Origin of the sequence: Microvirga guangxiensis (genome assembly GCF_900102135.1) — a bacterium.
Classification (GTDB): Bacteria; Pseudomonadota; Alphaproteobacteria; order Rhizobiales; family Beijerinckiaceae; genus Microvirga; species Microvirga guangxiensis.
This window is the reverse complement of sequence record NZ_FMVJ01000005.1, coordinates 82,398-106,860: the sequence shown is the minus strand read 5'-3', so window position 1 is coordinate 106,860 and position 24,463 is coordinate 82,398. Positions and strand designations below refer to the sequence as shown.

General features: G+C 61.9%; 19 protein-coding genes and 1 tRNA gene. 9 read left to right on the top strand and 11 right to left on the bottom strand.

The window, feature by feature from the left end; all coding sequences use genetic code 11:
* Nucleotides 1-87: 87 nt before the first annotated feature.
* Nucleotides 88-348 (bottom strand): DUF6894 family protein, encoded by a 261-nt coding sequence (locus BLP10_RS09375; protein WP_139165457.1) that lies wholly within the window; start codon nt 346-348, stop codon nt 88-90.
* Nucleotides 349-538: 190 nt separating this feature from the next.
* Between BLP10_RS09375 and BLP10_RS09370 the strand changes: the two genes are divergently transcribed.
* Entirely contained in the window at nt 539-1,282 is a 744-nt protein-coding gene (locus tag BLP10_RS09370; protein WP_091133695.1) for a Crp/Fnr family transcriptional regulator, read from the top strand.
* The gene (locus BLP10_RS09365) at nt 1,279-1,521 is read left to right on the top strand and encodes a hypothetical protein (protein ID WP_091133693.1); all 243 of its coding nucleotides are present in this window, start codon (nt 1,279-1,281) and stop codon (nt 1,519-1,521) included. The genes BLP10_RS09370 and BLP10_RS09365 overlap by 4 nt, the downstream gene beginning before the upstream one ends.
* A gap of 511 nt (nt 1,522-2,032) precedes the next feature.
* On the opposite strand, the gene BLP10_RS09360 is transcribed toward BLP10_RS09365, so the two are convergent.
* Nucleotides 2,033-2,108 (bottom strand) — tRNA-Ile (locus BLP10_RS09360).
* Nucleotides 2,109-2,283: 175 nt separating this feature from the next.
* The gene (locus BLP10_RS09355; protein WP_091133691.1) at nt 2,284-4,125 is read right to left on the bottom strand and encodes a heavy metal translocating P-type ATPase; all 1,842 of its coding nucleotides are present in this window, start codon (nt 4,123-4,125) and stop codon (nt 2,284-2,286) included.
* 339 nt (nt 4,126-4,464) lie between these two features.
* Between BLP10_RS09355 and BLP10_RS09350 the strand changes: the two genes are divergently transcribed.
* Nucleotides 4,465-5,451, top strand: coding sequence for a glutathione S-transferase family protein (locus BLP10_RS09350; protein WP_091133689.1), 987 nt, complete (start codon nt 4,465-4,467; stop codon nt 5,449-5,451).
* Here BLP10_RS09350 and BLP10_RS09345 read toward each other — a convergent pair.
* Complete coding sequence (locus BLP10_RS09345; protein ID WP_244510482.1) at nt 5,439-6,620, bottom strand: adenylate/guanylate cyclase domain-containing protein; 1,182 nt, start codon at nt 6,618-6,620, stop codon at nt 5,439-5,441. The genes BLP10_RS09350 and BLP10_RS09345 overlap by 13 nt on opposite strands.
* A 167-nt stretch (nt 6,621-6,787) precedes the next feature.
* On the opposite strand from BLP10_RS09345, the gene BLP10_RS09340 reads away from it, so the two are divergent.
* The gene (locus BLP10_RS09340; RefSeq protein WP_091133685.1) at nt 6,788-7,408 is read left to right on the top strand and encodes a TIGR02466 family protein; all 621 of its coding nucleotides are present in this window, start codon (nt 6,788-6,790) and stop codon (nt 7,406-7,408) included.
* 162 nt (nt 7,409-7,570) lie between these two features.
* Here BLP10_RS09340 and BLP10_RS09335 read toward each other — a convergent pair whose 3' ends face one another.
* Nucleotides 7,571-8,752, bottom strand: coding sequence for an acyltransferase family protein (locus BLP10_RS09335; RefSeq protein ID WP_175493853.1), 1,182 nt, complete (start codon nt 8,750-8,752; stop codon nt 7,571-7,573).
* 799 nt (nt 8,753-9,551) lie between these two features.
* Between BLP10_RS09335 and BLP10_RS09330 the strand changes: the two genes are divergently transcribed.
* Nucleotides 9,552-10,640, top strand: a complete 1,089-nt coding sequence (locus tag BLP10_RS09330) for a bifunctional transcriptional activator/DNA repair enzyme AdaA (RefSeq protein ID WP_091133681.1) — start codon at nt 9,552-9,554, stop codon at nt 10,638-10,640.
* A gap of 6 nt (nt 10,641-10,646) precedes the next feature.
* Here the strand turns inward: BLP10_RS09330 and BLP10_RS09325 are convergent, their stop codons facing one another.
* Complete coding sequence (locus tag BLP10_RS09325) at nt 10,647-11,867, bottom strand: MFS transporter (protein ID WP_091133679.1); 1,221 nt, start codon at nt 11,865-11,867, stop codon at nt 10,647-10,649.
* Between the two features lie 138 nt (nt 11,868-12,005).
* A complete protein-coding gene (locus BLP10_RS09320) occupies nt 12,006-12,476 on the bottom strand; it encodes a YkgJ family cysteine cluster protein (protein ID WP_091133677.1) in 471 nt (156 codons plus the stop codon).
* Nucleotides 12,477-12,714: 238 nt separating this feature from the next.
* Here BLP10_RS09320 and BLP10_RS23845 point away from each other — a divergent pair, with 238 nt between their 5' ends.
* The 3 genes from BLP10_RS23845 (at nt 12,715) to BLP10_RS09305 (ending at nt 16,498) form a co-directional block, all read left to right on the top strand.
* Nucleotides 12,715-13,881: a CAP domain-containing protein gene (locus BLP10_RS23845; RefSeq protein WP_091133676.1), complete on the top strand. Its 1,167-nt coding sequence runs from the start codon at nt 12,715-12,717 to the stop codon at nt 13,879-13,881.
* A 119-nt stretch (nt 13,882-14,000) separates the two neighbouring features.
* Nucleotides 14,001-15,104: a serine hydrolase domain-containing protein gene (locus BLP10_RS09310; RefSeq protein WP_091133674.1), complete on the top strand. Its 1,104-nt coding sequence runs from the start codon at nt 14,001-14,003 to the stop codon at nt 15,102-15,104.
* Between the two features lie 137 nt (nt 15,105-15,241).
* The gene (locus BLP10_RS09305) at nt 15,242-16,498 is read left to right on the top strand and encodes an MgtC/SapB family protein (protein ID WP_091133672.1); all 1,257 of its coding nucleotides are present in this window, start codon (nt 15,242-15,244) and stop codon (nt 16,496-16,498) included.
* On the opposite strand, the gene BLP10_RS09300 is transcribed toward BLP10_RS09305, so the two are convergent.
* From BLP10_RS09300 to dnaG, 3 genes are all read right to left on the bottom strand, one after another.
* The gene (locus BLP10_RS09300; RefSeq protein WP_091133670.1) at nt 16,461-16,892 is read right to left on the bottom strand and encodes a nucleotidyltransferase family protein; all 432 of its coding nucleotides are present in this window, start codon (nt 16,890-16,892) and stop codon (nt 16,461-16,463) included. The genes BLP10_RS09305 and BLP10_RS09300 overlap by 38 nt on opposite strands.
* 99 nt (nt 16,893-16,991) lie before the next feature.
* On the bottom strand, nt 16,992-18,989 hold the full coding sequence (gene rpoD / locus BLP10_RS09295; protein ID WP_091133668.1) for an RNA polymerase sigma factor RpoD: 1,998 nt from the start codon (nt 18,987-18,989) through the stop codon (nt 16,992-16,994).
* Nucleotides 18,990-19,160: 171 nt separating this feature from the next.
* Nucleotides 19,161-21,059, bottom strand: a complete 1,899-nt coding sequence (gene dnaG, locus BLP10_RS09290) for a DNA primase (protein ID WP_091133667.1) — start codon at nt 21,057-21,059, stop codon at nt 19,161-19,163.
* A gap of 289 nt (nt 21,060-21,348) precedes the next feature.
* Here dnaG and BLP10_RS09285 point away from each other — a divergent pair, with 289 nt between their 5' ends.
* On the top strand, nt 21,349-21,825 hold the full coding sequence (locus BLP10_RS09285; protein WP_091133665.1) for a hypothetical protein: 477 nt from the start codon (nt 21,349-21,351) through the stop codon (nt 21,823-21,825).
* 95 nt (nt 21,826-21,920) lie between these two features.
* On the opposite strand, the gene BLP10_RS09280 is transcribed toward BLP10_RS09285, so the two are convergent.
* Entirely contained in the window at nt 21,921-24,323 is a 2,403-nt protein-coding gene (locus tag BLP10_RS09280) for a bifunctional diguanylate cyclase/phosphodiesterase (protein WP_091133663.1), read from the bottom strand.
* Nucleotides 24,324-24,463: the final 140 nt, after the last annotated feature.

The following is a 24,463-nucleotide window of genomic DNA, read 5'->3' as shown; positions in this document are numbered from 1 at the left end:
GGAAAGGTGCAGCCAGAAATCTTCCGAATTGAGCACCCAAGCTGAGTTCTATAGCCTCTGCTTATCGGAAACTCGCGAACGATTGTCTCACGTGCGTGGGGGCTGCGGCGGAGGTTCCACCCGGTCAACTTGCATCGACACCGTGATGGTCAGCACCCTCTGACGGTGTTCGTTCCTGACCTCGACAGTGATCTCACGAGCGTCACCTGTTGGCAGCCGGTCCCGCCCGATCTCAGCCGCCGTGCAGGCCGCCTCGTGCTCGGCAGCATCGAGACCGTCGAACTCAAGCCCCTCCTCATCAGGGATGAACCTCGCTCCTTCACGCACATCGAAGTAGAACCGAGGCATTGTTCTTCCTTGAATAACAAAGATGAATTTAGACTTATAGACCTGAATGCGAAGTTTAAAGCCTCGCATCACATAAATCATATCAAGGCATAGATTTATGTGATACAAGAAAATTATTATCAGCAATCGAACCTTGGCGCTGATACCTGAGAGAGACGTGCGCTCCCGCCTGCAACAGGAGGAGTGTTACATGCACACTTCTTTCCACCGATACAATCCGATGATCCGCAAGCTGGAGAGCATCTTCAAGCTTACCGAGGACGAGCGCCAGGCGCTTGAGAACCTGCCGATGCAGGTTGCCGTGATCAAGGACGATCAGGATATCGTGCGGGAGGGCGACTGCCCCTCCCGGTCATGCCTGATCCTGAGCGGCTTTACCGCGACCTACAAAATCACTGCAGGCGGCAAGCGCCAGATCGTCGCCTTCGGCATTGCCGGTGACATTCCGGATTTGCAGAGCCTGCACCTGAAGGTCCTCGACATCAGCCTCACCACCCTCACCCCGTGTCAGGTTGGGTTCATCACCCATGAAGCCCTGCGTGACATCTGCACCCGTTATCCGCGCATCGCAGCCGCTTTCTGGCGCGAGACCCTGGTTGAGGGGGCTATCTTCCGGGAATGGGTGACCAATGTCGGACGCCGGGAAGGCTATAACCGGATGGCTCATATGCTGTGCGAGCTGTTGGTGCGCCTCAGAGTGGTGGGTTTGGCGGAGGACCATACCTGCGACTTGCCGATTACCCAGAGCGAGTTTGCCGATGCCCTCGGCGTCACGACGGTTCACGTCAATCGTGTCCTGCAGCAGCTTCGGGCCGACGGCCTGATCAAGCTGAAGGGGGACCGGTTGAACATTCCCGACTGGGACAGGTTGAAGGAGGCGGGCGAGTTCGACCCCGCCTATCTGCACTTGGAGAACAATCAGGCCGCCGCATGACGCTCACTCTTCAGCCCATCGGCGTTGCGACCGGCTTTGACGAGGAAGGCATGATGGTCCTCGATGAGCAGCAGCGGCTGGTGGCGGTGCTGGTGCACATCTCAGACGAGAACGAGGTGGCACCGGGGCAGTGGTATCTGGAAGCAGGCTTTGGCCGATTGGATGGGATCGACCACCCCGCTTTTGCTGATCTGGACGCCGCCCAGGAGTGGATCAACCAGCGCCTCCTGAAAGGATAGTAGCCGCTTCCGGCTCAATAAACGGCCTTTCGCGGAATCGCGTGGAGCATTCTCGACCCTTGCTCGTGAGGAAAGGGAGAATGAGGCCTATCCAGCGCGGCTGCCGCCCATGTCTCCGAACTTCAGGTTTCACCGAGCGACCATAGTAGGAGCATTTGGACCATCCTAATAAGGAGGCTGTGCTGTTCGCAGTCCACCTCTGCGTTCTGATGATCATGACGTTTACCAGCGTCAGCCATGCCGGATCTAAACGGGCTGGTCCTGCGCAAAAGCCCAAGCGTATCAGGGAACGCCCTGCTTCTGCCCACAGCACTCATCAGGCTCATGGAACATTCAGCCGCCAGGGCGCGATAAGCCCATGACACCAATCACAAGAGCTTGGACGAAGTGGAGCGCTACACGAAGGAGGCTGGGCAGATCCTTTTGGCCCAACAGGCCATGGCTCCCGTGAGCACAAAGCCAAAACCGCGGATGTCAAACCGCAATAAAAATCAAATATTTAAAAGTAAGATGGTGGGCCCGGCAGGACTCGAACCTGCAACCAGACCGTTATGAGCGGCCGGCTCTAACCATTGAGCTACAGGCCCTTCAGGGAAGGCTTGACATCATCTAGCCGAGGGAGAGGCGTTCGTCACCCCTCTTCTCTGGCCCAATTCACGCCTGTTTGCTTCCGTTGGGCCAAAACGGGGAGCGAGCATCCGGAACATGGGGTGAGATCGCACGAACCGTCGGTGACGGCCTACCTCCCCTGTCCTGGGCGTTTCATCCCCGTAGCGCCCTTAGGGCATTGAGGATCACTGCGACGTCGATGGCTTCTTGGATCAGGGCGCCCTCCACGGGGGTCAGATACCCCAACGCCGCCACGATCATTCCCACCACGGACAGGCCGATCCCGGCATAGACGCTCTGGAGGGCGATCCGCCGCGACCGGCGTGCGGTCTGGACTGCTCCGAGGATCTTGTCGAGCTGGTCGACGAGCAGCACGACGTCGGCCGCCTCGGCGGAAGCCGCTGCTCCCTTGGCGCCCATGGCGACTCCGAGGTCGGCGGCGGCAAGGGCCGGAGCGTCGTTCACCCCATCCCCGATCATCATTACCGGCCCATGCCGCCGTTCTGCCTGAACGATGGCGATCTTCCGGTCAGGCGTCAGATCCGCGTGGACGGCATCGAGGCCGAGTTCCGCCGTGACCTCGTCGGCAACCTCCCGGCGGTCTCCCGTCGCCAGGACGATCCGCCCGATTCCCGCTTGCCGAAGGTTCTGGATCAGGTCCTCCGTCCCCGAGCGCAGACGGTCGGCGAGGACCAGAAGTCCGGCCGCGCGCCCGTCGACAGCCACCGCGACCAAGACCGCTCCCATCGGGTGGTCCCCTTTGGCAAAGGCTGCTCCGGCGCCTGGAGCGCGCGCGGCGACAAAGTGGATGCCGCCAACCGCCACCCGGCGCCCCTCGACGCATCCCTCCACCCCCTCACCCGGGACCTCCTCGACATTCGTGGGCACGAAAAGACCGAGGCTGCGCGCTTCCGCCTCCCGGACAAGGGCATGGGCGATGACGTGCTTGGAGGCTTGATCCAGCGACGCGGCGAGTTGAAGGACCTCATCGGGAGGCAGGTCGGCGAGCGGCCGGACCTCGACCACCTCGGCCTGCCCGTGCGTGAGGGTGCCGGTCTTGTCGATGACAAGGGCCCGCACCCGGGCCAGCGTCTCCAGCGCCTTGCCGCCCTTCACCAGCACACCGGCCTTGGCCGCGCGCGACACGCCCGAGACGATGGCGACCGGCACCGCGAGGATGAGCGGGCACGGCGTCGCGATCACCAACACGGCCAGGGCCCGTATGGGATCCCCGCTCCAGAGCCAGGCTCCGCCTGCGATCAGAAGGGTCAAGGCCAGGAACCAGATGGCGAACCGGTCGGCCATGCGCGCCATGGGCGCCTTTGAGCGCTGCGCCGCCTCGATCAGGCGAACGATGCCGGCATAGGTGCTCTCCGCGGCGCGATGGGTGGCCTTCAGGTCGAAAGCGCCGCCGACATTCGTCACGCCGCTCAGAACGGGCTCTCCAGCCCCCCGTTGCACGGGAAGCGACTCCCCGGTCAGCGCCGCCTGGTCGAGCACCGCCACCCCATCGGCGACCGTTCCGTCCACGGGCACCACGTCGCCCTGGCGAACCAGCAGCAGATCCTGGGGTGCAATGGCGTCGAGAGGAACCTCCTCAAGCCGGCCATTGCGGTGGCGGATAGCGGTTCGCGGCACGCGGGACAGAAGAGCCGTCATCTCGCGATTGGCGCGGCGCTCGGCAAAGCTCTCCAGGTATTGTCCACCCGCATACATGAGCGCAACCACGACGGCCGCGAGATGCTCCCCGAACGCAAGCGCGCCGGTCATCGAGAGCGCCGCGACGATGTCGAGCCCTACATCCCCTCGCCTGAGGCTTGCTACGATATCGATCAGAAGGGCCGCCAGGACCGGCACGGTCGCCACGGCCCAGATCGGTCCGGACCATGGCCCGTATCCGGCAAGGTGCGCGATGAACCCCGCGACCAGCCCCAACGCGGGCAGGATCACCAGGATCGGGCGCACCAGCCTGTGGAGCTTGTGCAGGGACGGCATGCCTGGAGCATCGGAAAGGCGAAGCCCGGTGGAGGGCGAAGGCTGGGTTCTCTCAGAGCCGTGCATCAGCAGAAGTCCATGGGGTGGCAGGCATAGTGGGGTCATGCGCAGCGCACATCAACCAAGGAGAATCCCGGAGGATTCCAGGCCCGCCTATAAAGCGAAGCGCGACCTCGCCCGCAGCATGGACGAGGGAGAGACTGGCGCCCCGCTGCTTCGACGCGGGATATTGTCTGCCCATCGCCGGAGAAAGCCTGGCTCGGCGCCCTATACCCTGGGGGAACGCGAAAGGCCTGCTCTCCCTCACGGAGCCTTGGCCGATGCCGCAGGAGGAATGCGATGGGATTGCTGGTGGATGGGGTTTGGCAGGACCAGTGGTACGACACGAAGAGCACCGGCGGACGCTTCGTGCGCAAGTCCGCTGCCTTCCGGAACTGGGTCACCGCCGATGGCTCGCCGGGGCCGACGGGTACGGGAGGGTTCAAGGCCGAGGCCGGGCGCTACCATCTCTATGTGTCCCTCGCGTGCCCCTGGGCGCATCGCACTCTCATCCTGCGCAAGCTCAAGGGACTGGAGGAGATGATCGGCCTGTCCGTCGTGCACTGGCGCATGATGGAGGACGGCTGGACCTTCGAGAATGGACCCGGCGTCATCCCCGATCCGATTCATGACGCGCGATATCTGCACCAGATCTACACGGCGGCGGATTCCTCCTACACGGGCCGCGTGACGGTGCCGGTGCTGTGGGACAAGGCGAACGGCACCATCGTCAGCAACGAATCCGCCGAGATCATCCGCATGTTCAACTCGGCCTTCGACCCCATCGGCGCGAAGTCCGGTGACTACTATCCGCCAAGCCTGCGCGGCGAGATCGACGCCTGGAATGCGCGCATCTACGACAACGTGAACAATGGCGTCTACAAAGCGGGATTTGCCACGACGCAGCATGCCTATGAAGAGGCCATTCATCCGCTGTTCGAGACGCTGGATGCGCTCGATGCGCATCTTGCTTCACGGCGCTATCTCTGCGGGAGCACATTGACCGAAGCGGATATCAGGCTCTTCACCACTCTGGTGCGGTTCGACCCCGTCTATTTGGGCCACTTCAAATGCAACCTTCGCCGGATCGAGGATTATCCGAACCTGTCGGGATACTTACGCGATGTGTATCAAACGGGCGGCATCGCAGAGACGGTGAACATGCTGCACATCAAGGGCCACTATTACGAGAGCCACAGGAACATCAATCCAACCGGCATCGTGCCGCTCGGACCCATTCTCGATCTCGACGCGCCGCATGGGCGCGACGCGCTTCAAGGCCGGTAAACTTCGATCTCTTCCTGAAAGCCTTCGACGGCGTGTACGCCGAGCGTGTGGGGGTTGCCCCACAGATGCTCCACGAAAGGCTTGGACATGAGCAGAGGCTCGCCGAGCCGCTTGTTGAGATCGGCGATGCGGCTTGCAAGATTCACGTCCCGGCCGATCACGGTGAAGTCGAGGCGCTGGCCCGAGCCCACATTGCCGTAGGCGGCATCGCCGTGATGCAGCGCGAAGCCCACATTGATCCGCACCGGAAACCGCCCTTCGCTGTTGGCGGCTTCGATGCGTCGCAGGGCCTTCGTGGCCGCGGTCAGGGCGGATTGCGCAGCGCCGCCCGTATCGTCGCCGCGGTCGCGCATGATGGCGAGAAGCCCGTCGCCCAGATACTTCAGCACCTCGCCGCCTTCATCCTCGATGGGAGGCACGAGGCAGTCGAAATAATTGTTCAGCAGTTCCACCGCGCTCTCGGGGCTCAGCGAGGAGGAGATGCGCGTATATTCACGCATATCCGCAAAGAGAATCGCGGAGCGGATGCGCGTGACCTGACCGCGCTGGATGGCACCGGAGAGAATGGCCTTGTGCGGATCGTCGCCCACATAGATCCGCAGCACCTCGTCGAGACGGTTGCTGGTGGCGCGCAGTTCGGTCACGAGGGCGAAGGACGGGATGACGAGCCGAAGGATCGTCAGGTCCTGCCAACCGAATCCCTGAGGCGAGCGCGTCGCGAAAGAGATCGCGTTCTCCGCGCCGTTGGTGAAGCGGATCGGGATCGTGAGATAATGCCGGTATCCCGCTTCCTTCAACTCGGGAATGACCGGGAAGAGGTCGTCGGGCGTCTCGGCAAGATCGAGGAAGAGCCACTCGCCCGTGCGGTTCACATGAGCGAAGGGGCTTGCCTGATAGATCGCCTCGCGGCGGTCGCCATGGGGCAGATAGCGGACGATCGTCCCCTCCTCCCGGGTCCAGAACCGCCCGATCCCGGCATATTCCGAATGCAACGCCTCGATGGCGGAGACGGCCCGGTCGACGGGAATGCCAAGGTCGATCAACCGATAGAGGAATCCGCTCAAGACCTCATTCGCATCCTCCATGCGGGCGGCCGTGGTCACGAGCCAGTCCCGCAGGGCGATGACGCGCGGCAGCGTCTCCGCATCGAGGCTGCGGGCGAGGGACAGGAGGTCGTCCGGAAGAGCTGCCAAAGGAGAAACCGTCATCATAAGGCCAAGGTGTGTTGTCCCCACGGTTCCTGCAAGGCACGGGGGCGCATGACTTGAGAAAAGATGCTATGCGCCTCAAAAGGGCAATCATTTGACAAGAGCCCCTGTCGTCAGAGAGCCGGACCATGCCAAGCATCGATACGCTGTTCGTCACCAAGATCTACCGGGCCGAAATGACCGGCACGAAAGCCGAGAGCCGCAACGCGGAACTCGAAGCCGCCTGCCTGTCCATCGCCGAGGATGACGAGGCCGGCCAGCGCTGGTGCGAGAAGCACGGCTATCCGGGCTACACGTCCTATGCCTCCTTGAACGACCTGCCCTGGCGCGTGCCGGTGTTCGGCGATCTTCTGAAGGATCTCGACAAGCATGTGGCGGCCTTCGCAAAGGAACTCGAGTTCGACCTTCAGGGCCGCAAGCTGGTGATGGACAGCCTGTGGATCAACATCCTACCGCCCGGCGGCATCCATACGTCCCACATCCACCCTCATTCGGTGATCAGCGGCACCTATTACGTGACAATCCCGGAAGGCGCGAGCGCGCTCAAGCTTGAGGATCCGCGCCTCGGCTTCATGATGGCGGCCCCGCCGCGCAAGGCCAAGGCCAAGCCGGAGAACCGCCAGTTCGCCTATATGAAGCCCGTGCCCGGAACGGTGCTGCTCTGGGAAAGCTGGCTGCGCCACGAGGTGCCGCTGAACGAGGCCGAGAGCGAACGCATCAGCATCAGCTTCAACTATTCCTGGCAGTAAGGCCCAGCAATCCAGGCAGGATGAGCCTTTCGCGATCTGTTCCTGCCGCACGACTCCGATGCCTCGATCAACCCACCCTGAATCAAGGCCTCACCGAAGAGGGCTCGTCGGTGCGTTTCGGCCTGGGTCGAGCGCAACCGACGCCAAATCTTGAGTTCGCATTCAGGGGCTCGCAACGGAGTTCTGAGGTGAGGAAACTGCTGCCGGAGACAAGTTTCTATGTTGCGGCGCGTTGAACTCGCGGCCGCCGCTCAGGTGTGAAAAGAGCGACGGAAGAGTTTTGTTGAGCAGCCAAGCTGCCGCGAACGATATGGCAATGGTCACGAACGTCGTGCCGAAATAGTTCATGATCAGACCGGCATCTCCTTCAGGCGGCAGAAGTGCAGCAAGGCCGTCCTTGACGAAATGATTCAGCGGCCAGTGAATGGCGTGCAGGAAGAATGCAAGCGCGCCCCAGGTCACGATCTGTCTTCCGATGAAGGTTCGCATCAGGAACGGCGCGCACCCCCAGAAGGCATAGACGCCAAGCAGCCGCATCAAACGCGTCATGGGTTCCAACACAACATAGCCGAATGCGGTGTCCTCGGTGACGAAGGCCGGCGCGACAGTCCTCAGACCGACCACGATCAGATAAACCACCATTGCCACAACGGCTGCCCGCGGAGGAATGAAATCGAGATTCCAACCGCGAGCCTGAATCAACCCGCCGAGATAGAAGAAGAAGAACACGTCGTTTCGGAAAAAGACCGGCACATCGACATTGAAAAGCCAGACCAGTCCGATGGCGGCAAGCCCGATGTATGGAATCCTTCGAATGAGGAGACCCAGGAGAGGAGTGCAGAGAACCGTCAGGAAAAGGTCCCGCAGAAACCAGAACTGGAAATTGACGGGGCGACGAGTGATGCCGGCAAGTGCGTTTACGAGTTGACGAAGTCCGAGGTTATCCAGATCGTAGTTGTCAATCAGCGCCAGAAACCCGGATGTGGGTGAGAACATCCGGATCACATAAAAGACCGCGAGGACGATTGCGCACCAGGAGATCATGGGAAGAAGGATCGAGAACGTCCGGCTCTTGATCCGCTTCCAGTAGAAATCCATTCCCGGCTTCCAGTTCCTGAAGAACAGGTAGCCCGATATCGTGCCGAGGAGCGGCACGGAACTATAGAAAAGATAAACGAAATAGATGTTCACGAAAGTCGCGAGCGCGTGCTCCTTGTGGAAGCCGGAGAACCCGTCGAAGGGAGAGGCGACCGAGCCGGGAAAGTTGCCGTAGTGCAGGAAAACGAGGCCGATCACCAGAAGGAGGCGCAGAAAATTTATCGCGTCCCGATGCCTTTCTTCCATGATGTGTCTCCTCGTTTCTCTGCATAGCCATGCGCCTCGACGCATAGGCTACACACCTGAGCGGGACGGTGCTCCAAGATGGGTGCTGAAGCGGCCGGCAAGTGGAGCACCAGTCGAGGCTTGCATGCGCGGACCAACCGATCTCACTTCTCCTGCGCGACGCTCCGACCACTCGAGACGGTTCGCCGAACCTTGTGCGCCATGGCACGTAATGCGATGCCGCAGCACTTTCTTGATACCGCTCGGCTGATCTGACAGCTGCGAGCGATTGATACACCTGACGAGACTAGAACTTCAGGTCAGAATATCCATCCGACCCGGAGCGATGATGATAAGCGCCAGCATAAGACCGAGAGCTCGCATAGAGAGGAGGTCCGGCTCCGAAACTAACGCGCTTGAGCGTTCCCTGGTCTATTCTTGTTGGAACGCACCATCCTTCCGCGTTGAGAACACAGTCGATCTTGCAAGACGCGACGGCGGATTTCGGCAGGTAGGCTTACCCGTGGAGGTGCTACAGTCTACTACTACAATGGGTAATAACCTGATTGGTACGAGAGTAATGTATCCGAGGGATATACGTGAGGATGAGACTGAACACGCCTCGGTTGAAGGGTGAGCATCCGGTGAGAGAACTCCCCCATCCTCCATCAGGGGTAGGACAAAGGCTTGATATCCGCTGCTCCCGCTGAATGAACGAAGCATTCCGATTTTGCTCTCCTCTGCTCGCTCCATTCATATGGGGAAAAATCGACGCCTCGTTTCCGGCGGCATGGCTTCGTGTTCTACGGTAGAAAGAATCATGATCCGTGATGATGACACTCTCTATGCCGCTCTGATCGCCCGCGATCCCTCCTATGAAGGGTTTGCTTATGTGGGCGTGAAGACGACAGGCATCTTCTGCCGCCTCACCTGTGCGGCCCGCAAGCCAAAGCGCGACAATGTTGTGTTCTTCGGCTCTTGCGAGGATGCGCAAAGCGCAGGCTTTCGCCCTTGCCTGCGTTGCAAGCCTCTTGACCGGCGGCGCCCGACGAGCGGAGCGCTCGACGCCTTGCGCGAGAAACTGAAGGCAGAGCCCGAGCGGCGCTGGACCACCGGGGATCTGAAGGCTTTGGGCTATGACCCTTCTACCGTGCGCCGCGCTTTTCAGCGCGAATACGGCGTCACCTTCGCTCAATATGCACGCTCCCAGCGCTTGGGGCTTGCCGTCAGTCGCTTGCAGCAGGGAGGTTCCGTCATGGATGCGCAACTGGATTCCGGATATGAATCCGGAAGCGGTTTTCGCGAGGCGATCACCAAGCTCGTGGGCGATGCACCGGCGCGGGCGACAGGTCGGCCCATACTGACCGCGCAATGGCTCGATACGCCCATCGGCGCCATGCTCGCCATCGTGAGCAACGAAGGCGTGCACCTTCTTGAGTTTGCGGATCGCACGGCCCTTCCCACGGAGATCAAGCGCCTGACAACGCATGTCGGCCCGATCTGCTTCGGCAGCCATGCGATGCTCGATGAACTGGCCCGTCAGGTCGCGCGCTACTTCGATGGTCAATCGCCCGGCTTCGACGTGCCTGTCGTGCAGCGGGGCAGTGCCTTTGAAGTGAGTGTGTGGAAGGCCCTGCGGCAGATCCCGGCTGGAAGCACGCGCAGCTATGGAGAGATCGCCCGCTTCATCGAACGTCCCGACGCTCCGCGTGCCGTGGCGCGAGCCAACGGCGCCAATCAGGTCGCCATCATCATCCCCTGCCATCGCGTGATCGGCGCGGACGGATCGCTGACCGGATACGGAGGAAAGCTCTGGCGCAAGAAATGGCTGCTGGAGCACGAGCGGCGCATGGCCGGTCTGGTCATGTCGCCTTCGCTGGAACCGAGGCAGGCGGCGCTTGCTCTCTGACTGACCTCAGGCCCGCGTCTTCTCGATCTTCGGCAGGAAATAGGTGAGCAAGCCGATGGCAGGCAGGAACGACACGATCTTGTAGACCGTCTCGATGCTCGTCATGTCGGCGAGCTGCCCGAGCACCGCCGCGCCCAACCCGCCCATGCCGAAGGACAGACCGAAGAACAGGCCCGCGATCATGCCGACGCGCCCGGGCACCAGCTCCGTGGCATAGACCAGGATCGCCGAGAAGGCGGAGGCCAGCACGAGGCCGATGACGACGCTGAGCACCGCCGTCCAGAACAGGTTGGCGTAAGGCAGCATGAGGGTGAAGGGCAGCACGCCGAGGATCGAGATCCAGATCACGTAGCGCCGTCCGATCCTGTCGCCGATGGGACCGCCGATCACCGTGCCTGCGGCCACTGCGCCGAGGAACACGAAGAGATAGAGCTGCGAATCCTGCACCGACACCTGGAACTTGGACATGAGATAGAAGGTGAAGTAGCTGGAAATGCTCGCTGTGTAGAAGTTCTTGGAAAACACGAGCAGCATCAGGATCGTGATCGATACGGCGATGCGCTTTCGCGACAGGATCGACACCGCAGCCGCAGCTTTCGGCTTCGATCTCAGATCGGCGAGTTTTGCGCGATACCACCGTCCCACATTGAACAGGATGATCATGGCGAGCAGAGCCACGACGGAGAACCAGGCGATGCTCGTCTGCCCAAAAGGCACGACGATGAAGGCCGCCAGCAGAGGCCCGAGCGCGGAGCCCGCATTGCCACCGACCTGGAACACCGATTGCGCAAGTCCGTGGCGTCCGCCGGAGGCCATGCGGGCCACGCGGGAGGATTCCGGGTGGAAGACGGATGAGCCCATGCCCACCAGAGCAGCCCCCAGGAGCAGCAGAGGATAAGAGCTCGCCTGCGAGAGGGTGAGCAGGCCGATGAGCGTGAAGCCCATGCCGATGACGAGGGAGAAGGGCTGCGGCCTCTTGTCCGTGAAGGTGCCGACGAGCGGCTGCAGCAGGGAGGCCGTGAGCTGGAAGGTGAGCGTCAGGAGGCCGATCTGGCCGAAATCGAGTCGGAAGTTCTCTTTCAGGATCGGATAGATCGCCGGCAGCAGGGATTGGATCAGGTCGTTCAGAAGATGGGAGACGCTGATCGCGGCCAGGATCGGGATGGTCACCCGCTCGACGGAGGCACGAACCGGAGCGGCGGCGAAGGCAGGCGACTTGGTGTCCATTGGCGTTCTTATGATTGAGGCCAAGCTCCGCCGGGCCCTGAGAAGGCGTTTCCAAGCTGGCTATATATCAGATCTTCGCCCCAAAACCTCCTATGTTCCTGCAAGGCAGGGTTGTTATGCGAACAATGGAACGCGGCTTTACTTCTCGTCCCATTCATAGACCCGCTCCGGTCCGTCCGCATATTCCTCGGTCTCCTCCTCCACCTCGTGGAAGGTGATCTTGATGAGCGGGATCACGCTCTCGTCGCCCTGGGAGCTCCGCTCGAAGCGCAGCACATCGTAATAAGCGCAGCGCGAGCGCCCCGGATAGGAGCGGCAGACAGCAGGACGCCCGTGATAGATCGTGCAGCCGCGCGTCTTCTGATCGAGGAACATGCAGGTCTTTTCGAAGATCTTGTCCTTCACCCTTTTCAGCACGCGCTCGCCCTCGAAATCCGCCGTGTAGCGTTCGCGGGCTTCTTCGAAGGACACGCCGAAATGCTTCGCCAGCCGCGTGATGTCGCGCTTTGTGACCACCACGCGCTCATAGATCGAGCAGCAGAAGGCCGGGCACTTGTTGCAATCGAAATAGACCCGCGGCTGATCGTCCTTGATGACGCGTTCGGACATGGGGGCTCCTGCTCTGCACCAGCGCACTTATCTATAGGAGCAGCCCCGGCAATCCAGCACCCGTCCATCGATCATGCGCTCACGGTGCATCGTACATGCAATGGGGTGAGAGGCCCCTTATGGCCAAGGTTGAGCGGGATGTCTCCACCGCCACAAGTTTTTCCCAATTGAAAATTACTCAGGCTTCAAGAAGGGACGCAGAAGCGGGCCCGACAAGAACAAACAAGGGGCCTTCTTCATGGCACAGGCTACGGCATACGAGCAGTTCATGCTCGAACTGGTGAACGCGGCGCGCGCCAAGGTCGGCGCGCAGCCGCTCGCCTTCAACGGCAAGCTCAACGCATCTGCCGATTCCCACACCAACTGGATGCTCGGGACGGACGCCTTCTCTCACTCGGGCGCAAATCGCTCGACGCCGACGGACCGCATGAAGAGCGCGGGTTATACGCTCGCCGGCTCCTGGGCCACGGCAGAGAACATCGCCTGGGCCAGCACACGCGGCGCTCCGGGCTATCAGGACGAGGTGCAGCTTCTGCACACCAACCTGATGAACAGTCCCGGCCACAAGGCCAACATCCTCAACGGCGCGTTCCGTGAGATCGGCATCGGCTTCAACACAGGTCTTTACAAGAGCTGGGACGGCGCATTCGTCACCCAGAACTTCGCGCAATCCGGCTCGAAAGTGTTTCTCACCGGCGTCGTCATGGACGACAAGGACGGCGACCGGCGCTACGATGTGGGCGAAGCCTTGAAGGGCGTGAAGATCACGGCCGTGAGCTCCACCGGCGCGAGCTTCTCCACCACGTCGGAAAGTGCGGGCGGCTACAGCCTGGCGCTTCCGGCGGGCACCTACACCGTCACCTACTCTGGCGGCGGCATCGTATCGGTGACGAAGCAGGCGACCATCGGCGCGAGCAACGTGAAGCTCGATCTCATCGATCCCGCCATGGTGAAGGTGATCAACGGCACCGCGGAGGCGGATACCCTTCGCGGCACGTCGCGGGTCGATCTGATCAAGGGCAATGCGGGCAACGACAAGCTCTATGGCCGCTCAGGAAACGATACCCTGCGCGGTGAAAGCGGAAACGACAGGCTCTATGGAGATGCCGGGCGCGACACGCTCGATGGCGGCGCCGGCAACGACATCCTCAAGGGCGGGGCGGATGCGGACGTGTTCCGCTTCAGAGGCAAGTGGGGCAAGGACAAGATCGCCGACTTCCAGGACGGTCTCGACCTCATCGACCTGCGCGGCAATTCCCTGGATTTCAGCGCCCTGTCCATCAGACAGGCGAATGGAGACAGCGACGGCCTTGCCGATGACGTGATCATCACGGCCAAGGGCCAGTCGATCACGCTGCTGAATCTGCAGAAGGCCCTGATCGACGCATCGGACTTCCTGTTCTGACACTCCTCGTGAGGCGGCCTTCCAAGGCCGCCTCACAATGCCGTGTAGGGATTCGCGCGGGAAGGAACGCCCCTTCCCTGAAGTGTTTATCCGTCGAAACGGAATGACACTCGGCATCCATGCAAAAATCCCATCTCCTCCGAACGGGAGCATTTCTCCTGGCTCTGGCTTGGCCTTTGAGCCTGTCCGCGCAGCCGGCTCCCGAAACCGCGAAGCCAGCGACCTCCCCGTTCGAGGCGACGGTCGAGCGCGCCAGGGAGCTGGAGAATCTTCGCTCCCTCATCATCGCCCACGACGGGAAGCCTGTCGTTGAAGAGGCCTTCAAAGGCGCCAACCTGGAGCGCCCGACCAACATCAAATCGGCCTCCAAGACCATCCTGTCCGCCCTCGTGGGCATCGCCATCGAGCGCGGCGTTCTGAAGGGCGTCGATCAACCGGTCGCGGACCTGCTCGGCGCGAGCCTTCCATCCGATGCGGATGAGCGGGTGAAGCAGATCACCATCGGCCATCTCCTTTCCATGCAGGCCGGGCTGGAGCGCACATCGGGCCGCAATTACGGCTCATGGGTGAGCAGCGGCAACTGGGTGCGCCATGTTCTCACGCGTCCCTTCGTGGACGAGCCCGGCGGGCGCATGCTCTACTCGACGGGCAGCACGCATCTGCTCTCGGCCGCCCTCACGCGCGCATCGAAGCGCAGCACGCTGGAACTGGCGCGTGAATGGCTCGGCGAACCGCTCGAGGTTCAGGTGCCGCCATGGACGCGCGATCCGCAGGGCATCTATCTCGGCGGCAACGAGATGGCGATGTCGCCCCGCGCCTTGCTGCGCTTCGGCGAGATGTATCGCCAGGGCGGCATGATCGACAGCAAACGCATCGTGCCGGAGAGCTGGGTGAGGGAATCGTGGGAGCCTCGCACCTCATCACCGTTCACCGGCGATTCCTACGGCTATGGCTGGTACATGCGCGACATGCGCGGGCACAGGATCTATTACGCCTGGGGCTTCGGCGGTCAGATGATCTATGTGGCACCGAGCCTCGGCATGACGGCGGTGATGACCTCGGACCCGACGGAGCCTTCGCGGGAGGATAATTACATCGGCCAACTCCATGCGCTCGTGGCAGACAGCATCATCCCGGCGCTCATGGCCGACAAGCCCGACCCCGAAAGCACGAGCAGCACGGTTCCGACAGGCCAGCCGCCCGCCGTCGAGCCTGCACCGTGATCACCCGATCAGCTGCGCCTGAGGGCAAAAGCCTCTGAAATTTCCTCCGCAAGCTTGACCGTGCTAACAGGTCGGGAGGGCATGCATGATGCCACTCTCTCCCATGACCATGTTGAGCGTCACGGCAGGCGAAAACTATGAACGACACGTCTCTTCTTCTGCGTCTGGCTGTGGCAATCGCCATCGGGCTCCTGATCGGCCTTGAGCGCGGATGGCAGCAGCGCGAAGAAGCTGAAGGCGAGCGCACCGCCGGCCTGCGGACCTATACTCTGGTGGCCCTGCTCGGCGCCTTGTCGGCAATCCTTGCGGGCTATACGAGCCCCGTCTTCCTGGGGCTGTCCTTTCTCGGCTTCGCCCTCGCCTTCGGGGCCTTCGCCTGGCTGGAGGCGAAAACCGAACGGAACTTCAGCGTCACGAGCGTGGTCGCCGCCCTCATCACCTTCTCACTCGGCGCCTATGCGGTCCTCGGCGATCTTCAGGTTGCGATTGCAACCGGCGTGGCCGCCACGCTCATCCTGGCGCTCAAGCAGCCGCTCCATTCCTGGCTGCGCCGCATGACATGGCTGGAGATCAGGTCGGTTCTCATTCTGCTCGCCATGACGTTCCTGGCGCTGCCGCTCTTGCCGAACAGACCGGTCGATCCATGGGAGGCCATCAATCCGGCTGAGATCTGGCTGCTCGCCATCATCATCGCCGCCATCTCGTTCGCCGGCTACATCGCGATCCGCATCATGGGCAGCCGGGCCGGCGTCGCCCTGGCAGCGCTTGCCGGAGGCCTCGCATCCTCCACCGCGACCACGATGACGCTTGCGCGCATGGCGCGCGAGCACCCAGCCGCCAGCCCCCTGCTCGCGGCCGGCATTCTCCTGGCCGGCTTCGTCATGGTGGCGCGCGTTCTGGTCGTGGCGAGCGCCCTCAACAACGCCCTTCTTCTCCCCCTCGCCTGGCCGCTGGGCGTGGCGGGAGCGGTTCTCCTGGGAGCGGCGGGCTTCCTTTTCTTCATGCATGGGAAGGGCAGCAAGGAGCATCCTGATCTCCAGATCAAAAACCCCTTCGATCTGGGCATGGCCCTTCAGCTGGCGGGCCTCATCGCGATCATCAGCCTGCTGACCAAGATCATCGGCAACACCGTCGGCAATGCGGGACTGACGGTCCTGGCGGCTCTGTCCGGCATCGCGGATGTGGACGCGATCACGCTCTCCTTCGCGCGCCTGTCGCAGAACGGGATCGGCGTCGGAACCGCCGCACTCGGCATCGGCATCGCGGCGGCCGTCAACACGGCGGTCAAGGCGGGGATGGCCTTCAGCCTCGGAACGGCAAAGGCAGGGTGGATCGTGACGGGAACGAGCGTTGCGTCTATTTTAGCAGGGGGCGCAGCATTTGCGCTCCACTAGATTTTACCGATGCAGTGGGAGCTAAGACAGCTTTTCCGATCTTCAACGGAGAAGCTGCTATCGCGGCTAGAATCGCTTCTTCAGCTGCATCCTTCTGAAGCTGATATGGATGGTCAAGGTGCAGCGAAACTGGTCTGCTGAACTGTTGCTCAAGATAGGACTTCCAAACCTCCAGCTCAGCCTGTGCTTTTTGGAAGTCAGCGAGCAGCCCCTTTGTTGCGATCTCCTCAACCTTTAGCCATTCAAATGCTATATCAATATCGCTGTTAGGATTCTCTTCACCACGCGCAACGCTACCAAAGATTGCAATCGTTTTGAGTGATTGAAATTTTTCTCCGAATGCGGCCGCCTCTTTGAGTACCGCATTCTGCAATATAGTCGCTTCATACTTCATGGCTAACTTTCTTGCGCTTGGCACAAGTGACCACAATTTTAGAATGAGGATGCAGAGAACATGAAAAAGGCGGGCTCGGAGCCCGCCTTTTCAATTCGCTCAGTTGTCCAGGAAGCTCCGCAGCTTCCGGCTCCGCGACGGGTGCTTCAGCTTGCGCAGGGCCTTCGCCTCGATCTGGCGGATACGCTCGCGGGTGACCGAGAACTGCTGGCCCACCTCTTCGAGGGTGTGGTCGGTGTTCATGCCGATGCCGAAGCGCATGCGCAGCACGCGCTCCTCGCGCGGCGTGAGCGAGGCGAGAACGCGCGTGGTGGTCTCGCGCAGGTTCGACTGGATCGCCGCGTCGATGGGCAGGATCGCGTTCTTGTCCTCGATGAAGTCGCCGAGGTGTGAATCCTCCTCGTCGCCGATGGGCGTCTCGAGGGAGATCGGCTCCTTGGCGATCTTGAGAACCTTGCGCACCTTCTCCAGCGGCATGGCGAGCTTCTCGGCCAGCTCCTCCGGGGTCGGCTCGCGGCCGATCTCGTGCAGCATCTGGCGCGAGGTGCGGACGATCTTGTTGATCGTCTCGATCATGTGCACCGGAATACGGATCGTGCGGGCCTGATCAGCGATGGAGCGCGTGATCGCCTGACGGATCCACCATGTGGCGTAGGTCGAGAACTTGTAGCCGCGGCGGTACTCGAACTTATCGACCGCCTTCATGAGACCGATATTGCCCTCCTGGATCAGGTCCAGGAACTGAAGGCCGCGGTTCGTGTACTTCTTGGCGATGGAGATCACGAGACGCAGGTTCGCCTCGATCATTTCCTTCTTCGCCTGCCGGGCCTCGCGCTCGCCCTTCTGCACCATCATGACGATGCGGCGGAACTCCTGGATCTCCAGGCCGGTCTCGCTTGCGAGGTTGTGGATGTTTTCGCGCAGGTCGTGGATGCCGTCCTTCGCCTTGGCGACGAAGTCCTTCCAGCCCTTGCCGCCGAGCTTGGACACGCGCAGCACCCATTTTGGGTCGAGTTCCCAGCCCTGGTAGTGCTTGAGGAACTCCTCGCGCGCCACGCCGTGGCTCTCGGCCAGGCGCATCAGGCGGCCCTCATGGGAGATGAGGCGCTTGTTGATGTCGTAGAGCTGCTCGACGAGCGCCTCGATGCGGTTGTTGTTCAGCGACAGCGACTTCACCGAAGTGACGATGTCCGACTTCAGCTCGCGGTACTTGCGCTCCTGGGCCGGGGTCAGCTGCTTGTTCTGCATGCGCTGTTCCACATGCTCGACCTGCAGGCGGCGCAGCTTCTTGTAGTTGTCGGCGATGGAATCGAAGGTTTCGAGAACGCGCGGCTTCAGCTCGGCTTCCATGGCCGAGAGCGACACGTTGTTCTCCATGTCGTCGTCGTCCATCTCGCCTTCCGGCGGGGTCATCCCCTCCTCGGTCTCGGCGGCAGGCTCTTCCTCGCCTTCCTCACCCAAGCCATCCACCTTGGGCGCGCCCTTGCCGTCGGGGCCGGCATAGGTGGCTTCGAGATCGATGATGTCGCGCAGCAGCACCCGGCCTTCGACGAGCTCGTCGCGCCAGATGATGATGGCCTGGAAGGTCAGCGGGCTTTCGCAGAGACCTGCGATCATCGCCTCGCGACCGGCCTCGATGCGCTTGGCGATCGCGATCTCGCCCTCGCGGGAGAGAAGCTCGACCGAGCCCATCTCGCGCAGGTACATGCGCACCGGATCGTCCGTGCGGTCGGTGGGCTCCTTGGCCGTGGTCTCGCGGACCGCGACGGCGCGGGTCTGCGAAGCCTCGACGAGATCGCCGCCCTCGGCCTCATCCTCCTCGGCTTCGGCCTTCTCGCCTTCGTCCGCCTCTTCCGACTCGACGACGTTGATGCCCATCTCGGACAATTGCCCGAGCACGTCCTCGATCTGCTCCGAGGTGAACTCCTCCGGAGGCAGAACGTCGTTCAGTTCCTCATAGGTGACATAGCCGCGCTTCTTCGCGAGCTTGATCATCCGTTTAACGGCGGCATCGCTCAGGTCGAGCAGAGGACCGTCGCTTGTTTGCTCCGGAGCCGTCGTCTCGCCTTCGTCCCGTTCGGTTGCCTTCGTCGCCATGCTCTGCCTTACTCCAGCGCCTCGTCGGTTCCCCCAGCGAAACCGATGATGCGCGAATGGGCAGCAAGGCTGTTGGGCCCGGCCACCCGAAAATTCCTGACCAATAAACAGCAAGTCAATTGACTAACCGTTAACCATCTCCTGCCCTGCAACGGGCGAAATTCCGCATCTTTAGAAACCGGCTCCCCCAACGGACCCGTTCTTGTCCAAGTCGGCCTCGGCACCCTCGACGGAGGACAGTTGGTTTTGGACCTCTCGCAGCCAGGCGAGATTGGCCTCGTTGTCCTCTTCGGCAAGCGCGCGCTCGGCGGCCCGAAGTTCGCTATGTAACGTGCGTGCCCGGCGATGCAAGGTGATCGCTTGCCTCAATGCGTCTTCAAGCCGCAAGAGATCCGCATGCGGATCGAGCATCCAGCGGTCACCGGGACGGACCATTGCATTGAGCCTGTCCGCCGCCTGGGCAAGGCCGGCCCGCTCCAGGCGGGCCTGCATCACGGTCGGATCGGCTGGTTCGCCGCTGGCGGCGCAATCCAGCAGGAGACTGCGCATCATCTGGGCGCTGCGTCCCTCAAGTTCAAGATCCGCAAGGGTTTCTGCGTGATTCTGGATAAGATCCGGGTGCATCAGGAAGGTGCAGAGGATCATCGCCTCGCGGGGACTTTCCGCCGTTCCGCCCATGAAAAGCGAGTTCCTGGCCAGGAGCGGCGATACGCTCAGGCGGGCGCTGGGCGTCGTTGGGGCAGGCCCCCGGAAGTCGCGCCGTCCACCCCCGCCTCCGCGGTTGAAACGGTTCGCGCGGGAGTTGGGATTTAATGCCGCAAGGCGGCTTTCGACCTCTTCCCGGTAGTAGCGCTTGAGGGTTTCGTCGCGAATCAGTGCAAGTGATTCGCGCAGGCGACGCTCCAGGGCCGCTCTCTGTTCCGGCGTCTCGAAAGCCACGCCCTCGGTCTCGCGCGCCCAGAGAATGTCCACCAGGGGCTTGGCCGCGGACAGCACCCGCTCGATGGCGGTGCGCCCGCCGGAACGGGCGAGATCGTCCGGATCCTGCCCCTCGGGCAGGAGGGCGAAGCGCAGGGCCTTGCCGGCGGTGAGGTTCGGCAGGGCCGTGTCGAGGGCGCGGTAGGCGGCGCGCTGGCCGGCCTTGTCGCCGTCGAAGCACAGGATCGGCTCCTCCGAGAGCCGCCACAGCAGCGCGAGCTGATCCTCCGTCAGGGCCGTGCCCAGCGGCGCGACCGCATTGGGGAAGCCCGCCACGGAGAGCGAGATCACGTCCACATAGCCCTCGACCGCGATCACCGTGCCGCGCTCGTGCGCGGGCTGGCGGGCGTGATGATAATTGTAGAGAAGCCGCCCCTTGTTGAAGAGCGGCGTATCGGGCGAGTTCAGGTACTTGGCGGGCACGTCAGCGCTCATGGCGCGGCCGCCGAAGGCGATCACGCGGCCGCGCACGTCGCAGATCGGGAACATCACCCGGTCGCGGAAGCGGTCGTAAGGAATCTTGATATCTTCGCCGGAATAGAGGAGGCCCGCCTCCACCATCATCTCGATGGAAATGCCCTTCTCGGCCAGGTGATCGCGCAGGGCGAAGCGCTCCGGCGGCGCATAGCCGATGCGGAAGCGCTTCTGCGTCTCAGGGCTTAAGCTGCGTCCGGCCAAGTAATCGCGCGCCTTCAGGCCGAAGCGGCCCTGCAGCGACGCCTCGAAGAACGCCGCCGCCAGCTCCATGGCGTCATAGAGCGTCTTGCGCTTGACCTCCTCGAAACGGTCCTCGGGGGTGAGCTTGGGCAGGGGAACCCCCGCCTCCCCCGCCAGCCGCTCGACTGCTTCGGGGAAGGAGAGCCCTTCCGTCTCCATGAGAAAGGTGAAGATGTCGCCGTGCTTGCCGGAGGAGAAGCAGTGATAGAACTGCTTCTGGTCGTTCACGTAGAAGGACGGCGTCTTCTCCGCGTTGAACGGCGACAGCCCCTTCCATTCCCGCCCTGCCTTCTTCAAGCGCACGCGCTTTCCCACGACAGCCGAAACCGGCAGCCGGGCGCGGATTTCCTCGAGGATTTCGGGCGGGTAGCGCAAGGTCAGCTGACTCCAAACCTGCTCCTTAAACTAGGGCGGTGGGAATGGGGTTAAAAACCCCAAAGCCAAGCTATTCTTTGCCCACAATTCACAGGGCCGACCGGCATTCCGCTTTTCAGGCGATCCCCGGCAAGGCGCTGGGGAGCGAACCCAAGGGCAAGGCATCCAGCGCTTCGTATCTTTCCCTCACGCCCTTTGATCCAGAACAAGGACTTCCGCAAAGCCGCGGAGCATTTTCCCAACCGTCAGAAAGATTTTTCAAGGCACGTTCGACGTGACGGGGACAGCTGTGATCAGCAAAGAGAATGAGAAGCATCTCAATCGCATCCTTTACAGGGAGACGTTTGAGCGCAGGAGCGAGTATGCAGGCCAGCGCCCTGTGCCCCCGGAACAGGACTTGCGGACCGTGCCCGACGCTCTCGCCAAGTGGCTCCGTCTGCGGGAGCGCATCGTGGAGACGCTGCCCGGCATCAACCGCAAGCTTTCCGCCATCAATGTCGAGCTCCACATCAGCCCGATCAAGCCGCATGCCTATACGGTGCGCGATTACCCGTCGGTCGGACGGCTGCGCATCGATCTCGCCCGGGATTTCGCGCCCACGACGCGCATTCTGGAGATGGACGTGAACGAGTACGGGCTCATTCACCTTTACATGTACCTGCCCAAGGAAACCCGACGCCTGGACATCGGCATCGACGAAGTCGACCAGGACAGGCTCGAAGCCCTGCTGCTCGATTTCGTCGATCTCGCCACCCAGGACGACTGATGAGGCGACGGGATCTTCGCGTGAAGCGCGGAGATGCGCGCAAGGCCACGAACCGACAGCAGCCCGCGTCCTGCGAGGAACGATGAGCGAGGCTCCTAGTTTGCCGGAGCTGTCACCATCGCTCTTGGAGGCCCGGCGACGTTGTCGCGGATCAACGAAGCTAATTCGCTGATGGGTACGGGGCGGCCGAACAGGTAGCCTTGCGCCTCGACGCATCCTTCCATGCCGAGGAATTTCAGTTCCTCCAGCGTCTCCACACCCTCGGCGATAACGGGAAGTCCCAAGCCCCGCCCGAGGCCCAGCACCGCCCGGACGATCGCGGCAGCGTGCGGCTTCGTATGGATCTCCTGCACGAAGGAGCGGTCGATTTTGATCTTGTCGAACGGAAAGGCCTGAAGGTTCGACAAGGACGAGTAGCCTGTCCCGAAATCGTCCATGGCGATGTTGACGCCGAGCTCCTTGAGTTTTCGCAAGGAGTGCAGGGCGCGATGAGGATCGCGGACAAGGGCCGTCTCGGTGATCTCGATCTCCAACCGATTGGGCGCGAGCCCGGTTTCGTCCAAGATGGACTGGACCAGGTGCGGGAAGCCGTCGCTGCCCAGCTGCAACGCGGAGACATTGACCGAAATGTTCAGCGGACGAGACCAGCTGGCCGCTTCCCGGCATGCCTGACGCATGACCCATTCGCCGATCGTCAGGATCAACCCGCTTTCCTCGGCAATCGGAATAAAGACCGAGGGAGGAACAGCGCCTCGCACCGGATGGGTCCAGCGCAGCAGAGCCTCAAAGCCGAACACCACACTCGTCTCGACCTGCGCCTGAGGCTGGTAGACCAAACTCAGTTCGCCGCTATTCAGGGCGCTATGCAGATCATGCTCGATGCTGCGACGCTCCCGGATCTGAATGCTCATCGACGGCTCGAAGAAACGGTAGGTGCCTTTGCCCTCCTGCTTTGCGCGATACAAAGCCATATCGGCATTGGAAAGAAGCTCCGTGCGGTCTTTTGCGTTGGCTGGATAAAGGGCGATGCCGATGCTCACGGAGATGATGCCGGCAGACAATCTGTTCTTGTCCCGGCTCTTCAGCGCCTTCAGAAGCGTCTCGGCCAAGTGCCCGGCTTGAGCCGTGTCCATGACATCAGGGACGATGATCGCGAACTCATCCCCGCCAAGGCGAGCCAGCATCTGATCCTTCGCCAGAACCAGGGAGAACTCTTCCGCGATATCCTTGAGCAACTGATCGCCCGCGGCATGGCCGTAGAGATCGTTCACCTCCTTGAAGCCATCGAGATCCAGGCACATCAGAGCCAGTTGCCGGCCAGTTTTCTGGTGGATCTTGATCTCGCGATCCAGCCGGTCATCGAAGCTCGCGCGGTTGTCCAGCCCGGTCAGGGAATCGTGGTGCGCCAGGTAGCGGATCTGCGTCTCGGCATTTCTGCGGTCCCGCAAATCCCGAAAGGCGATGACGTTGTGAGGCTCGCCGTTATACGTAATTTGGCGGGCAATCAGTTCGACCGGGATCAAGGTTCCGTGACGGTCGCGAAGATCGGCTTCGACCACCTGCCCTAAGTCATCGAAGAGCATCTTGAGCTTGGTGGCGTCAGGCACGCACGACACCAAGTCCCTGCCTCGGATCTGCGCGAAGTCGACATCCGCCAGCCGCGCAAAGCTCTGATTGACCGAAACGATGGTTTCCCCGCGGCAGAGCACAAGTCCTTCGACTGCGGCATCGGTGAGGTCCCGCATCCGCTCCATCTCGAGAAGCCTGCGCCGGCGCTCCTTCAGATCCAGAACCAATGCGGCCAGAGCCAGCAGGAGGATGCCCACGCTGACAACGGCAACCCCGATTGCCAGCCAGTACGGTGAAATCGCCAAAGGCGAAAACTCGACATTGCTGTCGGGGACGATGGTGACAGCCGCCATCGCGGTGAAATGGTGACTGCAGATCGCAAGCGTCAGCAGCAAGGCTCCGATGAACTTCCAGCGAACCAGATGCGTGTTGATGCCGGTCTCCAGGCCCAGGGCGCCGAACAAAGCTCCCATGGCGACAGAGGCCATCACAAGGGTCCAGTCCCATGCGATGCTTCCGGCAACCTCCAAGGCTGCCATCCCCGTGTAATGCATGACGGCGATGCCGCCCCCGACCATCGCTCCTCCGAGCCATGTTGCGCCTGCGATGCCGGGGACGAGGGCAACGAGGAAAGCAAGGCCCGTCAGCAGGACGGCGGCCACAAGGGAGCTGACCGTCAGCGCGATATTGTACCCCGTTGGCAAGGCCGGAGAGAATGCCAGCATGGCGATGAAGTGCGTGGCCCAGATGCCGAAGCCGGTGGAAATCGCGGCAATGCTGAGCCAGACGCGGTAGCGAGGCCCCTCCAATCGGCGGACATGATGAAGAAGATGGATCGCTGACAGAGAGGCGAGCCCGCACAACAGGGCAGCCAAGGCAACGAGCCGCAGGTCATGGTCCGAAACGATGCAGTTGTAGACCGTGAGCATGGCAAGTCTTCGTCCACGATAAGCGCGACTATGGCTCTGCCAACCCGGACGGAAGCCTTAGTTCTAGGAGGGGAATGGGAGAAACCGGGATTGCACCGATATGGCGAAGCGGCATCATGCCTTTGGACCATCGTCTGAGC